This is a genomic window from Gracilimonas qinghaiensis, from assembly GCF_046602855.1.
GTDB lineage: Bacteria > Bacteroidota > Rhodothermia > Balneolales > Balneolaceae > Gracilimonas.
This window is the reverse complement of the sequence record NZ_JBKINJ010000001.1, coordinates 1,302,657-1,318,821: the sequence shown is the minus strand read 5'-3', so window position 1 is coordinate 1,318,821 and position 16,165 is coordinate 1,302,657. Positions and strand designations below refer to the sequence as shown.

Genomic DNA, 16,165 nt, shown 5'->3' with positions numbered 1-16,165 from the left:
TGCTATGCATGGCTGTTTTATCAAGTTCTGTAACAGCTCAATCAGCACCTGATCGTGAGATCATTGGTATTGCAAAAGATGATGGTCGGGCCTATATCTATCATGCTCAGCAAATACCTCTTTCTCATGGTTATAATATTTATAGGAGTGAAAATGGTAATAACTGGACTCAGCTTAATGATGAAGTTTTTTATCCGGCCAGTGATGGATACGATCTGGAATATCGCCTGCAAGAACAGTTTGAACTGGCTCAACAACTTACGGGCCGTGAAGAACCACAGGCCGTTTTTCTCAATCTGAGGAGAAACAGCAATGTTGGATTGATTGCAAATTTTGCATCGCCCGCTATTGCCTTAGAGATGGGGCGACTTTATATAGATGAAGAGGCTCCAATTGGAGAAGATGTCTATTATCGATTTGAGATCGTGGATGATCTGGAAAGACCGACCGGTGAGAATATTCAAGGAGAAGTAGATCTGGAGGTAATCGATCCGCCGGCGCCATCCGGGTTAGAGGTGGCTAACAGAGGCAGAACCGTGGATCTCAGCTGGGAATATGTTCCAAATTCCGTGAGAAGCTCAAGATATATCATCCGTTTTCAGATCTTCTATCGGCCTTCCGGTTCTGAAGACTGGATTCCTTTAAACTCTGAATTTCTGGCCAGAACTACTGAAACAACTGAATTTAATTATTCAGGTGAAGTTCCAAGACTTGATGAGCAGTATGAATTTGTGGTGCAAGCGGTTGATTTTACGGGTGCCCTGTCAGATGAAAGTAACATTACGGCATTAAACGTAATGGAAAACATACCACCTGACATCGTTAGAAATGTCCAGGTAAATGATATTGGAAACTATACAGGCCGCATCACCTGGAATGTGTCAACAGAACTGGATCTGGAGGGGTACCATGTGTATCGCGCCAGAGATGATCAGGAAGAATACAGCAGAATAACATCAGAGTTGTTGTCACCACTTCAAACTGTTTATGAAGATTCTGTCACAGAACCGGGGCATCAGTATCGATACAAGATTACGGCCTTGGATACAATGGGTAATGAAAGTGAATTAAGTAATGCAGCTCATGTTTTTATAGCTGATGAACGTGTACCGAATCCGGTAACGTCCATCGAAGCAACTTTGATCGATAACGAAGTTGCAAGGATAAGCTGGGAAAATGGAGAGGTGCCCGGTGGCCTGCGCTCCTATCAGATCCTGAGAAGAGAAAAAGGCTCCGGGTCAGGTGGTTTATGGAGCATGCTTAACAGTTCAGCGTATAAGAATACGTTTTATGAAGATACCGGAATTGGTGGAATCCGTTTTGTTGAAGGCACCACCATTGAATATGGTGTCGCCATTGTGAGTGAAAATGGTAGTATAAGTGATACGGTGATAACAGCGGTAAAAATTCCGGATATCACGCCGCCTGATGCCCCTGATCTTTTGGAAGCAAAAATGCAGGATGCTCGCAGGGTGGGAATAACGTGGAATGCTTCTAGTTCATCTGATGTCACCCATTACAGACTTTATAAACGAGAGACTGAGTCCGGAGGCCAATCTGATTCACTGGTAGCTGAGGTCAGAAAAGGAGAGCGTTATTTTAGAGAAGAGAATGTGTCGCTGTATAAAACCTATATCTATTCACTGTCGGCCATTGATTCTGTTGGCAACGAAAGTGAACCAATGGTAACAGATACACTTAGCACACAAGCCACTCACGCTCCTGAAAGAGTGCGCAATGTGCAGGCTGTGAAAATGAATGATGGTGTTGTTTTGGCCTGGGAAGAGGGTGATGTGAAAAAACTAAGTGGTTATGTGATATACAGATCAGAGATAGCGACCGGAGTTTATGATAAGGTAGCAGAAGTTGAAGTGCCTGCTACACGCTGGACTGATGCAGCCGGAGAGAGCGGAGTCTGGTATAAGATCCATGGTGTTGATAAGAGCGGAAGAGAATCCAGAACTTCAAAAGCCACTCAGGCCGTTGAAAGAAATTGATGTTTCAATTTTATTTGGGAATCTTTGAGTTCAATATTTTCAGATCTAGGATACATTGTATGTGGAATTCCCATTTTTTGTTAAAGTTCATTTTAGTGATGCTGCTTTGCTATCCATTTACAAATTCAGCAGTATCGGCGCAGTCTTATGAATTAGCGGATGGTATTGCATTCTATCAGGGTGGTAAATTTGAAAAGGCAATACCTCAGCTTCAGAAGGTGATCGAAAAGAACCCTGTTCTAATTGAAGCATATTATTACCTGGCAGCCAGCCATATGGGTTTAGAGCAATATGAGAAAGTACTTGCAACAGCCGATTTGGCATTGAATATCGCACCTGAAAATGTTCAGATGCTGGTGGTTAAGGCAGAGGCTCTTTACCATCTCGATTATCCTAAAGCCATTCCGATCTATAAGAAGATCTCAGAGCTTGTTGCCTCACAGGGAAGTAATTCAAGAAGTGTTATAAAAAAAGAGCAGGCGGACGCCTATCTCGGCCATCTTTATAAACGAAAAGCCAATGATGCGTTTTTAAGCGGGAACATGTCTGAAGCAATTAATGACTATAAGCATGCAAGGGATCTCACGCCGGATAGTCTCTCCGTTCATAATAACCTTGCCTATACCCTGATACAGGCAGAAAAATGGAAGGAAGCTATTGAAGCCTTGGATAAAGGTTTACAGCGATTTCCTACAAGCGAACAACTTTTGTTCCTGAAAGGTCAAGCTTACCGTGGAGCAGATGATCGGGACGAAATGGTTCAAACTTTCAAAATTTTATATGAATTGTATCCTGATAATGTGAACTATGGATTGATCTATGGCCAGGCCCTTATGGCTTCAAATCAGGCACGAAAGGCTAATGAGCATATGAACCGGCTAATTGAAAAATATCCGGATAATGTGCAGATATATGAAGCTCTTAAATCGATGAGTGAGCAGCGTTTTGATATGGCAGCTAAAATGAACGTACTAAAGCTCCAGCGAAACGCGTTCCCTGAAAACCGAATGGTCGCACTTGAATTGGCTGACACTCACATTTTATTGAAGGAATACGACAAAGCACGTACCATACTTGATTCTATTGAAACAGCAGACCCAAGTCCTGATATAGCATTAAGATCTGCCCGAACAACTTTGTACGGAGAGATCGATGAAGAGGCACTTGAAACCTATCGCCAGGTGCTATCGAACTGGCCGGAGTCTTACGATGTATTAAAAGAATCTGCTTTGGTTTTTAGAAATGCAGGGCAGGAAAATGAAGCACTAGATCTATTTATAAAAGCGTTTCAGATCCAAGAAGATCCGAAGGTAGCTGTTCACATCATTGAACTTACCGATCAGAGTAATAAGAGTGCTATTCGGCAATACACACATTATTTACAGAGCACACCCTATTATGCATTAGGGGATTATTTTGAATTAAAGTTTCTAGATCAGAATCTAAACAGATCAGAAAACCTTGAGCAGTTCATCTCATCCATTGTAGGAATGCTTGACATTTTTTCTGAATCACAAGCAGTATTGACCTCACAAACGGAACGTGTGTTGGATGGCGACGCTTCACCTAAACCTGTTATGTTACAGGAAAGGCGGTTCACTGAAAAAATAAACCGTTATGTTAATGCCTGGTATGATCTGCTAAAGAATACATTTGATCCGGATAGACAGATCAACATTATGGAAAGTGCACTGGAAGAATACCCTTCGAGTTCACGCTTACATTTTTTTAAGGGCGAATCAGCATTTAAGGCCGGGAAAATGTCACTGGCTAAAAGCTCATTGGAGGAATCCATACGGTATGGAGCGAAAGATGAGCAGGTTTACCTTCGTCTCGGGGATATTTATAGGAAACAGGATGATCCCGAAAACGCGATTCTTTTCTATGAAAGATCACTTTCTATTGACGAAAAAAATAATGATGCTTACCGTAAACTGATTGCTGTAAGTGAGCAAAGCGGAAAACTTCATGAACTTTGTGAGCGTTGGCTATTACGATATGAAAACAATAATGATAACAACATTCTCAAAGAACATTTGATCTCAGCACTCCACAAAGCCGATCGGTTTGAAGATGCCCAAAGGATTATTTCTCAATAATTAACTTAGTGTTAGAACGTATTCGGGAAATTTCAAATCTTTTGAGCTGTTTTATTTTTTGATTACGTAAGTATTGAATGAGGGGCAAATCGGTTCCGGATAACAATTATTCAAATATTTACATGAAGAAATTAACCGTTTATTTTTTCGCGATAGCAGCGTTGCTTTTACTGTTCAAGGCAGGCTGCAGTGATATTAACAGGACAGGCGTACAAGATCAGGTGGAAGGGATCAAATCTGTTGTGCCGGCTCAAGGTCCGTATGGCGCGAGAGTTTTGATCGGTGGTAAAGGCTTTACAAATGATCCGGAAGTGCTTTTTAATGGCGTTCAGGCTGAAATTGAATCTGCCAATGATTCAACGATCTTAACCAGAGTTCCTTTAGAGGCTAATACAGGACCGGTTGAAGTGATTGCCGGACAAGATATTTTATCGGGGCCGACTTTTACTATAGATTCGACCAGAAGCCTATTCCTCATTATTGATGAAATACGTCCTTCAACCGGCAGATACCGTGATACCATGTACATTGCCGGCTCAGGATTCGATCCTGTTCCGGAAGAGAACGAAGTGTATCTAAATGAAATTAGATCAGCGGTTCTGGAGTCTTCTGATTCACTGTTGGTGACCACCGTACCTTATGCATCAGCATCAGGTTTGATAATGGTTGTAGCCAATCAGGATACCGCCATAGGGCCAAGATTTGAATTGCTGAGACACCAGATAACTGATATAGACCCCACATCGGGAAGAGTAGGAACACAGGTCAGAATTAACGGTTTAGACTTTAGTGATCAAATATCTGAGAACAGTGTCTTTTTTAATGGAGTGCAGGCAGAGATACTTGAATCATCTACAAGTCAGATTTTGACATCGGTTCCTCTTGAGGCCACATCAGGTCCGGTTTCTGTGGCAGTAAGACGCGATACGGTGGAAGGACCAACATTCAGCGTGCAAGAATTGCAAATATTAGAAGTAGCACCTTTAAGTGGTGAAGTGGGAACCGACGTGCTGATATCCGGAAATGGGTTCAGTCCGAATATTGAAGAAAATACGATTCAGTTTAACGGAGTTGAAGCTCCCGTGTTGAGCGCTTCCGAAACGGAACTTCAAACACAGGTTCCGGAAGGCGCTACAAATGGTATTATCACTGTAATTGTGAACGGAGTCACAGTTACAGGCCCGGAATTCATTGTCGAAATAGGAGCACCTGTAGCTGTCATAGAATCGTTTTGCCTGGGTCTAGATTGTGGATTTACAGGTACCTCATCCAGTGATCCCGATGGTGAGATCGTAAGTTATGACTGGAATTTTGGAGATGGATTTACGGCTAAAGGTGATACTGTTAGCCACACGTATGAAGCTGAGGGTAGCTATGATGTTGAATTAGTAGTTACTGACGATAGTGGAAAGACCGATACTACAGTACAACCAATCGATGTTGTCTTGCCACAGATAACAGCTATCGATCCTATCAGTGGTCCGATAGGTACTGAGGTGACTATTACGGGAACAGGTTTTAGTGATATAGCAGGCGGTAACGCAGTTGGTTTTACCAGTGGAGAAACTATTGTAGCAGGAGAGATCGTATCTGAAAGTACAACTCAGTTGGTTGCTGTGGTACCAACAGACGCAACAACAGGGCCTGTGTATGTAGCGGTTGGTGAAAATTATATTACTGAGGGGCCTGTATTTACGGTAGAACAAACTTCTGAGCCTAAAACACTTGAAGTTGTGGTATCAACAGACGGGCCCGCCGGTGACGGTTATACATTGTCGGTGACCGGGCAGGATGCCAGATTTGTAGAACCGAACAGTTCAACCCTGTACACCGGTATTCTGGAAAACGAAGTTAGTGTGGAATTAACCGGTTTGGGAAATAATTGTACCGTGGATGGTGAAAATCCAAGACTTGTTAATCTGAATAATCCAGACAATGCCGGTTTCACAGCATTCAATGTAACCTGTACAGGTCCGGCACCAACCATCGAAAATATTACGCCTGTTTCCGGAACTACAGGTACTCAGGTAACGATCACCGGAAGTAATTTCAGTGCAACTGCTTCTGAGAATATCGTTACTTTTAACGGTGCACGGGCGGAGCTGAATAGTGCTTCAGCGACAGAGTTAGTGGCTTTTGTACCATTTGATGCTACAACCGGTCCGGTAGAAGTTACGGTCAACGGACAAACGGCAACCGGCCCGACTTTTACCGTTATAACCACCGGGAGATTGGAAGTCAATATTTCAACAACAGGTACAAGTATTGACCCCGATGGATACGGATTAATTTTAGATGGAGGAGCAGCTTCAGCAGTAAATGTAAATGATTTTGTAGCCTATGATGATCTGTCAGAGGGAAGTCATTCTATTGAACTCACAGACATTGCCTCAAACTGTTTTATTACCCAGGATCGCACGAACCCTTATGATGTTAGCGTTACGGCCGGCGATACTACTGTCACCAATATCGATGTTCAATGTGATGCACTTGCTCCTGATATCACAGGTATTAGTCCAACCTCCGGAACTACAGGTACTCAGGTAACGATTACCGGAAGTAATTTCAGTGCAACTGCTTCTGAGAATGATGTTCAATTTAACGGAGTTCGAGCTGAGCTGAATAGTGCTTCATCGACCCAGTTAGTGGCTTTTGTTCCGGCGTCAGCAACAACAGGTCCGGTTACAGTAACTGTAAATGGACAGACGGCTACAGGTCCAACTTTTACAGTGATTACAACTGGTACTGTTGAAGTTTCAATCAGTACTACAGGCGTTGATTTGGATCCTGATGGTTATAATTTGTACTTGGACAAAGGAGATGCCGTGCCTGTAGGCATTAATGACTTATACACCTATTCATCAGTTCCGGAGGGCAGTCACACATTAGAGCTCACTGACATCGCAGCAAATTGTACTATCTCTAACGGAACTCCAAATCCGAATACTTTCGAGGTAATTGCGGGGCAGACCTCACAAATTAATTATGCACTTTCTTGTGAAGAGATAATAATACCTGAAAAGATATTATTCCGTGATGATGAAGTGTATATGATGGATCCTGATGGGGCCAACGTAGTACCGTTAACTAAGACAGGAGATTTTTTAAGGGTTAAAAGTCCGGTGCTGTCAAATGATGGTTCCAGAATTGTATATATGGAGCTGGGTGATATTCCAAATATTGTGATCATGAATTCAGATGGGTCAAATGCTAAAAAATTCCAAATTGAAACCTTTAGTTCACCAAGATATCCAGCTTGGTCTCCTGATGACCAACAGATCGTATTTGTTGGAACTATTAACGGTAGCAGTGAAATATTTGTAATGAATTCAGATGGGACAAATCTGACTCAGATCACGAAAACAGAAAATATCAATGAGGACTATGTCCATTGGTCTCCAGTCAGTAATGAAATATTAATATCATATAGGGAACAAACCGGTACCTATACATATGAGTATGGACTGATCTTAATGAATGGGGATGGAAGCAACCGAAGAGAAATAACACAAACACCAGGCATATATTCATATGGAAGAATTTCCCCTAATGGAAAAGAGATCATATATACAGATAGACCCGGAGATTGTTTTCAAATATTCAGGATGAATATTGACGGTAGTAACATCCGGGCTTTGACCTCTCAGAATGAACTAAATTGTGAAGTAATAAATGGTTTGGATTGGTCGCCTGACGGGTCCCAAATTGTGTTACAGAGTAGGCCATCATCTACTACAGACTCTGAAATAAGTATAATGCCATCAGATGGAAGTGCTTCACCAAAAATTATATCAAATACCCCAAGTCACCCAGCTTCTTTGTCTGAACCAACGTGGGGAATATTTAAGAAGTAAGAAACTGTGACTTCGGGTTTAAAGCCATTGTCTGAGAAACCCAGCTTAGACAGTGGCTTTTTTATTAATAATAAATTTTTGCGTGGCAGGTGGACTGGCTATGATCGAATCTTAAAAATTGAACAGTCAGTTGAATATTTTGAATTTGGTAACTGTGAAACCTTCAATGTAAAAGGTCACTTACAGCTAATATCTATAGAGAAATAGAAAGGGAAAGGATATCTATGATCTGAGTTTGTGTGATCAGGAAAACCAACACTGATATTGCAATCACAGTGTATAAAGCTGCAGTGATGAAAAAGTAGATGATCTTTTCAGGACCTAAGTTTCTTGCAGTATTGTATGAGGTAAGGTAAAAGTTGATGAATCCGATCAGTAGATAAAATGTAGCAAGAATGATCACCAGTGCTGTACTGAAATCGGTCAAGTAAAATGAGATCAGTAAGGTTAATGTTATATAATCAGTATAAAGTAATCCTGCATATAGGTTAATGGTTTGACTTACATGATCCAGATTTTTGGCAGGCAGATAAAGCCATAAAATACTGACTGCCTGAAAAATCAATATCACGGCAATTGAAATTAGTGAGATTGAAATGTACCCGTTTCCAAAATAATCAAGCCAGGGAAGATGATAAATCAGTGCTTCTAGTCCGGCTTCACTCACTAACAAGGTGGTTGTGAGATAAGCGACAACTCCTCCTGCAAGGGCATGAACAACCATCATCATAATGCTTTGGGTAGCATACCTTTCCCGATAGTGAAGAATGTCATCCACGTAAAAACGATGGGCAAAATAATATCTGAGGACCATTGGACGGGCGTTGGGTATGAACTTAAATTGAACAGCCAGAATGATCCAAAATACCAACAGGGCAAAAACCAGCCAGTTAGGCTCAGGAGTTGGTGAGTTTTGATCAGGAAGGGGTAACGACCAGATCCCATCTTGCCTATATAACTTCAATGAGTTCTGAAATTCGGGAAATGCGTTGGCTGCATAGGTCACCCATTCAGAGTGCATAAAGACGATCATTTCATCATTATTATCAACGTAAGTTCGAAACTTTTGATCAAATTCTTTTAGGTCACGACTCTGATATTCATTATCTCCCAAAAGGATTCCGAAAGGAAGATCAAGAGCATCAAGTGTAAACCATTTTTTATTTAAATAGTGGTAAAGTGTTTTGTCAGTTTGCGATGTAAAGCGTTCAGATATGGAGGTGATAGCAGATGTGAATTCGGTATTCTTAAAGTGACTTTGGGAAATGACTCCCAATGCGGCTACACGGGAGTAATCCCGGTACCTGCGAATCAGTTCTGAAACGTTTTCCTGAAAAGAATCTTGTTTAGAAAGCAAGGTTCCGAGTGTGTAGTATCGTTGATCAGATCTGATAAGTATAGAGAAGCGTTTTGTTTCCAGCTCAGAAAGCAGGTTCGTTGATACAGGATGATTGAGCTCCAGATGCGTAATACCCATGTCATTGAATAGCTCAAGTTGTTGAGCAATAGTACGGTTATCATCCGGTACATCCCATATTACACCAAGTGTTGGTTGGGCGTGTCCAAAGTTATTAAAACTGCACAACCAGAACAGGAGACCAAAAACAAACAGATATGTTCTTTTCAGTCTCACTTAGACTACAACTTCAGCTCCATAATATTCGCTGAGTGTTGTCTTGCGGATCGGTCTTGCTATCAAGGTAGCAGAAGTTGTATCTGTGACCTCAACTTCCACATAGTCACCGGGTGCAAAGTCTTTACGGTCGAACACCACCATTTTATTGGTGTCAGTTCGCCCGCTGAGCTGCTCATCCGATTTCTTACTTGTGCTTTCAACTAGAACAAGATGCCTGTGGCCGATTTCTTCTTTGTTGCGGAGTTCCTGAATATTACGCTGTTGAGTGATGATCTCTGAAAGACGACGTTTTTTGACATCCTCAGGCACGTTGTCTTCAAACTTACGGGCAGCTAAGGTGCGTTCACGTTCTGAGTAAGCAAACATATAAGCCAGGTCGTATTCCACTTCTGCCATCAGAGATAGCGTTTGTTGATGCTCTTCTTCAGTTTCATCACAGAAGCCGGCAATAATATCAGTTGACAAAGATACTCCTGGAATGATCTCTTTCATTTTCTCGATCAGTTCCAGATAACCTTCTCTGGTATAAGGACGGCGCATTCTTTCCAACATACTGTCACTTCCTGCCTGAGCTGGAATATGAATGTAGTTGCATAAATTTGGACGCTCAGCGATCAGGTAAAGCAGATCGTCGGGGAAATCTTTAGGGTGAGGAGAGGAGAAACGAAATCTTATCTCAGGATCTACCTTACTTGCTTCATCCATAAGCTTTGTAAAGGTATTTTCACCATCCAAATAAGAGTTTACGTTTTGTCCAAGTAGAGTGACTTCTTTGTACCCATCCTGTGAAAGTTGCCTGATTTCCCGAATGATCGACTCAAGAGGACGGCTTCGTTCACGTCCACGCGTAAACGGAACCACACAAAAAGCACACATATTATCACATCCTCGCATAATGGAAACAAAAGCATTCACTCCATTACCGGTTGTGCGGACAGGAGCAATATCGGCATAGGTTTCTTCCAGGGAAAGAAGCACATTTACAGCTTTTCTGCCATCATCAACCTCTTTAAGCAGTCTGGGAATATCACGATAGGCATCAGGGCCAACTACAATATCAACAAGATGTTCCTGATCTATGATCCTGTCTTTGATGCGCTCAGCCATGCAGCCTAAGACACCAACAGTCAGTTCTCCGTTCTCTTTCTTAATAGAGCGAAGTTCCTTGAGTCGGTTCCAGACCTTAGTTTCTGCATTTTCGCGGATCGAGCAGGTATTGACCAACACAACGTCTGCACTCTCAGCCTCGTGAACGGGTTTCATCCCATCTTCCAAAAGAATGGAATTCACGATCTCGGAGTCAGCAAAGTTCATCTGGCAACCGTAGGTTTCGATATAAAAAGTCTTTTGTGACACAGTATAAATAGGTTTTGAATTAGGTAGGCTGATTATTCCTCTTCAGGTGAATTAGGCCAAATATCAGGATGATCTCTCCAAGATGAAAGGAGATCCAGGTCATCTCCGTCAATAGTTCCTTTCTCCACTGCTACGTTAACCAATGTTTTATAGTCAGTGAGGGAATAGAGAGGTACACCGACTTCTTCAAAGCGATCAGTCGCTCTATCAAAATCATATGTAAAAATTGATAGCACGGCATCAACATTGGCGCCGACAAACTTAAGAGCTTCTACCACAGAGATGGCAGAACCACCGGTAGATACGAGATCTTCAATTACAACAGTATGCTCGCCTTTCTTTACACCACCTTCTATTTGATTTCCCATTCCGTGGGCTTTAGCTTTGGCACGTACATAGGCCATTGGTTTATTCAGATTGGCTGCTACCCAGGCAGCATGGGGTATACCTGCCGTAGCGGTACCTGTAATTACATCAATTTTTGAAAACTTTTCATTAATGATGCGGGTGAATTCATTTTCAATTTTATTTCTTATCTCGGGATAACGAAGTGTTAACCGGTTATCACAATAGATAGGTGAATTCCACCCTGAAGACCATGTAAATGGATCATTCGGTTGTAAAACAACAGCGTTTATATCTAACAAATGAGTCGCTAGCTCACGTGCAAATGAGGTATCAAGTATCATCTTAAATTAAATTCTTTTATATGATTGCCGTAACGATGAGTGAGATCATTAAACTATCCCGAATATTTTCGGCCACATGAAAATAAGGGTTTTTAAAGAGATAAGCGCATATAATCCTGCAAGTATATCATCAGCTAAAATTCCTATGCCGCCTTTATATTTTTGGATCTGATTAATGCCTAAAGGCTTTAGGATGTCAAAGAACCGGAATAGTAGAAAACCTGCCAAAAGTACGATCAGGTCTGTTTTGAGCACGCCTGTCATGCTAATTGATAAAAATACAAGGCTTTGCCCGGCCCACTCGTCCATAACAAGCATCCCGGGGTCCTCGCCAAATGCTTGCTCAAAATAGGATGAAACCCACAATGAAATGAGGCTGCATATCAGCGCAAATAATATGATGAAATAAAAATTTTGTGCTTGCAGAATTGGGTAAATAAAAATCAATGAAGCCAGACTTCCGAAAGTTCCGGGTGCTTTTGGTAGATATCCCGAATAGAACCCGGTTCCCAGTAAGATCTTCAGCTTATTCAAAATGAGTTTATCTGCTAAAGAGTTTTCGGTTCACCCAAAGATATTCGACGCCTGAGTAAGCAGTAATGGCGGTCACAAAAAGCATAGCGTAGTAAAGTGCTCCGGAATTAAAGAATTGTGAGGCTTGATCTGCGAAATCAATGTCTGCTTGTTTGAATACACCCAACAGTAAAACAGCATATAAAAAGATCATCTGAACCATGGTTTTCGCTTTGGCCATAAAGCGGGTTTGCATGGTGATATCCTGCCGTTTAGCATATAAACGAAGTGCTGTAACCAAAATATCACGCACAAGAATAACAGAAATGGCCCACCAGGGGAATTGGGTTGCATCCAGAAAGGGAAGGCAGAGAAAGCCTGCAAAGGTGAGAAATTTGTCTGCCAGTGGATCTATGAAGACTCCAAAATCACTTTCAATTTCATAATAACGGGCGATCTTGCCATCGGCAAAATCAGTAACAGCGGCAACGGCAAAAACGGCAACACTTAGTGAGCGCCATATCAATTCGTCCTGTATGTACATAAACAGGAAGATGGGTGCCAGGATCATCCGCAGGGTACTCAGTATGTTGGGTAAATTTTTCATGGAATAGCTACTCATTTAATAACCAAACTTACTAAGTAATTCAATTCATTACAGGAATGATTTTGAGCCTTTTACAGGCATCAATTGCTAATGTTAAAAATATAAGTAATAACTTATTTAACTGTGGAAATTGGGCAGTGTATTACAGAATTTATACGCCATGAATGCACAGATTGTCTCGGTCGGAAATGAAATACTTATTGGTGATACTGTAAATACAAATGCCTCGTGGCTTGGGGATTTCCTTAACCGTGCCGGATTCGAAGTAACTTATATCCATACCATCACAGATAACCTTGATCAGATCAAAAGCACTCTTTCTTTCGCACTTGAACATTCTGATCTCGTTATTTCTACCGGGGGTCTTGGCCCGACACACGATGACATGACCAAAAGGGCTGTATCAGAGCTATTTGATGTGAGGCTTACATTACATGAACCGACCCTTGATTACATAAAAAAGATATTTAAAGAGCGCAATATTCCCTTTTCAAACTCTAATCATGCTCAGGCTGAAGTTCCTGAAAACTGTGAGGTCCTGTTCAATAAAGCCGGAACGGCCCCTGGGATGTGGTTCTACGAACATGAAACAGCTTTAGCTGTATTGCCCGGTGTGCCATATGAGATGAAGTATCTTATGGAGAAAAAAGTACACGAAAAGATCAAGGAGGTGTTCAGTGAATCTGAATATCTGCTATCACGATATTTGAAAACGGCAGGGATCGGAGAAAGTACCCTGAGTGATGAGGTGCTTGGCGACTTGAGTGATTATTTCAATAATGGAGTTAGTATGGCTTTACTGCCGGCTGCGGGTGGCGTTACTTTACGCCTTAATGCAAAAGGTGCCACAGAGGAAGAGGCTCACGATCATTTGTTAAGTATCACTGAAGTAATATATGATAAAGCAGGTAAGTTTATTTATGGGGAAGGTAAGGAGTACGAGCTAAGCGAGGCCGTTGGTAAGTTGCTTTTGAAATCTGACTTACATTTAGCCACAGCAGAAAGTTGCACAGGGGGACTGGTTTCAAATAGTATCACGGACAAATCGGGAAGCAGTGCGTATTTTAAAGGGGGTATTGTTTCCTACGCTAACTCAGTTAAAATTGATCAGCTGGGTGTGATCGATAAAGATCTTGACGAATACGGAGCTGTCAGTAAACAGATAGCTCTGCAAATGGCAATAGGTGCTGCAGAAAGATTAAATGCTGATATCGGTATTTCTACAACAGGCATTGCCGGGCCTACCGGAGGGACATCGGAGAAGCCTGTGGGGACGGTTTGGATGGGATATTATCAAAAGAACGGACCTCATTTTGCAGTTAAAGCCATGTTTACAGAAGATCGGCTGATAAATAAAGAAAGAACAAAAATGGTAGTGCTGGAGATCGCCCGGCGCCAACTTAAAGGAATAGATGAAATGCCATATGACCTAAAAAAACATTTTCCTTGAGTCGTCTTTTAGCCATACATATCATATTTCTTTTTTTCAATGGCCAGGCAATAGCACAGGTCATTGATTCCCTACAAGTTGCAGAACCGGTAGACTCTATTTCTGTTCCCCGCGATACAACCCTTATTCAGGATACGGTTCAAACCTTCAAGCAACCCGAAGAAATAGATCCGATCTTTCCATGGAAAGAAGAATTTTCTGATCAGGCGAAGTTGATCACAACAGACAGTTTGCTGAGGTGGCAGATATGGCCAAACTGGGGTGACCATCAGGCATACAGGTCCGACGTGATCTCTTTCCGGCAGGGAACTATCGGTCGGGTTGATGCCTATCATATAAACGGTTACCAACCCTATGAGCAGAAGATCCTCCTGGATGGCCTGGTAATCAACGATCCTATTACGGGATTGCCAAATTACAATTTGATTCCCCATAGAAAAATTGACAAAGCCGTGGAATATTATGGAGGTTCATATCGATCTGAAATCAGGATCAGGGATTTTTATCTTCTGAAGCCACGCAGCTACCTGATATATGATGAAGCGGGTGGTGCTTATCGTAATCTGGAATTCCTGGTATCACGTAATTTTACTCAGAGCACGAATCTCGAATTATCTTACTGGGACAGAAGGGGAGGCGATTACTATCCGAACAGTAACGTACAGGGAAACCAGATCACAGGTAGGTTATATCATCACCTGAATAGTAAGTTTTTGCTAAGAGCTTTGTACTTACGAAATCAGTACAACAAGGATGAGCCATTTGGATATATTATCGGTAATCCGTCAGAGTTTCCTTTCGATGAATTCAGGTCACAGCCGAGGAACAGCAGTGCAAAATCAGAAATAAATCGATGGGATCTTATTACCGGCATTTATCATCGTAAAGATACGTCGTCCACAGAAAATGCCGGACTGGAAATCTCTTACAGTAAGAATAACAAAGAACTGTTTTTCGTGATCGACACTCTTTCACAGAATATCCGGAGTTTTAGCCCCAGGGCATTTAAAAAGATGGATCTTGGGAGCTTACACCTGAGAGTAGAAGGCAGGGCAGCTTTCCAAATTGCCGATGACAATACCTCTTTATCTGTCTCTGACTGGTCAATTTATAATGGCGAGATAACTGCCGACTTTGGTTTGTCAAATAAATTAAACTTGTTTGGCAGGGCCGGGACAAGTTTTGATTCAAACGATAATTCAGGTTATGAAACCGTAGTTGGTGTGAACCTGAATCCGGTGACCTGGATAAAGCTTAAGGTGAGTGGTAATAGTTTTAGTAACATTCCATCTGTGCAGTCACAATTCTGGGAAGGAAGCGGCTATTCCGGTAACCCTGATCTTGAAAATGAAACCGGCTATTCCGGAACAGGCGATCTGAAGATGAGCGTTAATTCTAAACTTGAATTTGGCTTGAAGGGACGCTACAAGGTTTCGCAGAATTCAGTGTGGATATCATCGGACAGCAGCTTTACCAACAGTCCCGATTACGATCAAATGACAGGTACATTCTATGGGGATTTTGAGAATCACTTGTTTGAATTTAGCAGTTCGGCAACGCTTCAACAGTTCAATTATATGGAAGCCGACCCTTTAAATTCACCGATCAACGAACATGATCAGATACTTTGGGTTAGGAATTCAGCGTTTGTGAAAGGCTATGTTTTTGATAGGGCAGCTTATTTAAAAATGGGGTTTAAAACACTTCTTTCACCGTTTGCGTATGGATCCAGGACCTATAACACGGAGCTTGGGATCTGGCAGGGAAATAGTATTGAACAGGATATACCGCCATTCTTTAGAATGGATGCGGAACTTTCTGCGAGGGTTCGAGGAATCATGGTTGTAATGAGGTGGGAAAATGCCCTTGACGGATTTGGTCAGGCAGGGTACTTTGAGGCGGCCGGTTTTCCGATGCCACCTCGACGTTTATTAGTAGGAATTAGAGCACAATTCAGAAATTAA

At 41.9% G+C, this 16,165-nt stretch carries 10 protein-coding genes; 5 read left to right on the top strand and 5 right to left on the bottom strand.

Translation table 11 applies throughout. The annotated features are described in order from the left end of the window. Nucleotides 1-8: 8 nt before the first annotated feature. From ACKGJO_RS05875 to ACKGJO_RS05865, 3 genes are all read left to right on the top strand, one after another. On the top strand, nt 9-1,997 hold the full coding sequence (locus tag ACKGJO_RS05875; protein ID WP_411322478.1) for a hypothetical protein: 1,989 nt from the start codon (nt 9-11) through the stop codon (nt 1,995-1,997). Nucleotides 1,998-2,074: 77 nt separating this feature from the next. After that, entirely contained in the window at nt 2,075-4,096 is a 2,022-nt protein-coding gene (locus tag ACKGJO_RS05870; protein WP_411322477.1) for a tetratricopeptide repeat protein, read from the top strand. 122 nt (nt 4,097-4,218) lie between these two features. Further along, nucleotides 4,219-7,950 (top strand): IPT/TIG domain-containing protein, encoded by a 3,732-nt coding sequence (locus ACKGJO_RS05865; protein WP_411322476.1) that lies wholly within the window; start codon nt 4,219-4,221, stop codon nt 7,948-7,950. A gap of 193 nt (nt 7,951-8,143) precedes the next feature. On the opposite strand, the gene ACKGJO_RS05860 is transcribed toward ACKGJO_RS05865, so the two are convergent. Genes ACKGJO_RS05860 through ACKGJO_RS05840 form a run of 5 tightly spaced genes read right to left on the bottom strand, consistent with a single transcriptional unit; the run spans nt 8,144 to nt 12,751 of the window. Continuing rightward, nucleotides 8,144-9,583 (bottom strand): hypothetical protein, encoded by a 1,440-nt coding sequence (locus ACKGJO_RS05860; RefSeq protein ID WP_411322474.1) that lies wholly within the window; start codon nt 9,581-9,583, stop codon nt 8,144-8,146. Continuing rightward, nucleotides 9,584-10,942 carry a tRNA (N6-isopentenyl adenosine(37)-C2)-methylthiotransferase MiaB gene (gene miaB, locus ACKGJO_RS05855; protein WP_411322472.1) on the bottom strand — a complete coding sequence of 453 codons (1,359 nt, stop codon included), beginning with the start codon at nt 10,940-10,942 and terminating at the stop codon, nt 9,584-9,586. It lies immediately after the preceding gene. Nucleotides 10,943-10,974: 32 nt separating this feature from the next. Then, nucleotides 10,975-11,631 carry an orotate phosphoribosyltransferase gene (gene pyrE, locus ACKGJO_RS05850; RefSeq protein ID WP_411322471.1) on the bottom strand — a complete coding sequence of 219 codons (657 nt, stop codon included), beginning with the start codon at nt 11,629-11,631 and terminating at the stop codon, nt 10,975-10,977. Nucleotides 11,632-11,679: 48 nt separating this feature from the next. Beyond that, a complete protein-coding gene (locus tag ACKGJO_RS05845) occupies nt 11,680-12,165 on the bottom strand; it encodes a phosphatidylglycerophosphatase A family protein (RefSeq protein WP_411322470.1) in 486 nt (161 codons plus the stop codon). A 7-nt stretch (nt 12,166-12,172) separates the two neighbouring features. Further along, nucleotides 12,173-12,751, bottom strand: coding sequence for a CDP-alcohol phosphatidyltransferase family protein (locus ACKGJO_RS05840; protein WP_411322469.1), 579 nt, complete (start codon nt 12,749-12,751; stop codon nt 12,173-12,175). A gap of 160 nt (nt 12,752-12,911) precedes the next feature. Between ACKGJO_RS05840 and ACKGJO_RS05835 the strand changes: the two genes are divergently transcribed. Together ACKGJO_RS05835 and ACKGJO_RS05830 are read left to right on the top strand one after the other, a co-directional pair. After that, nucleotides 12,912-14,201, top strand: a complete 1,290-nt coding sequence (locus ACKGJO_RS05835; RefSeq protein ID WP_411322468.1) for a competence/damage-inducible protein A — start codon at nt 12,912-12,914, stop codon at nt 14,199-14,201. Further along, nucleotides 14,198-16,165, top strand: a complete 1,968-nt coding sequence (locus ACKGJO_RS05830; protein ID WP_411322467.1) for a putative porin — start codon at nt 14,198-14,200, stop codon at nt 16,163-16,165. Before ACKGJO_RS05835 ends, ACKGJO_RS05830 begins: the two co-directional genes overlap by 4 nt.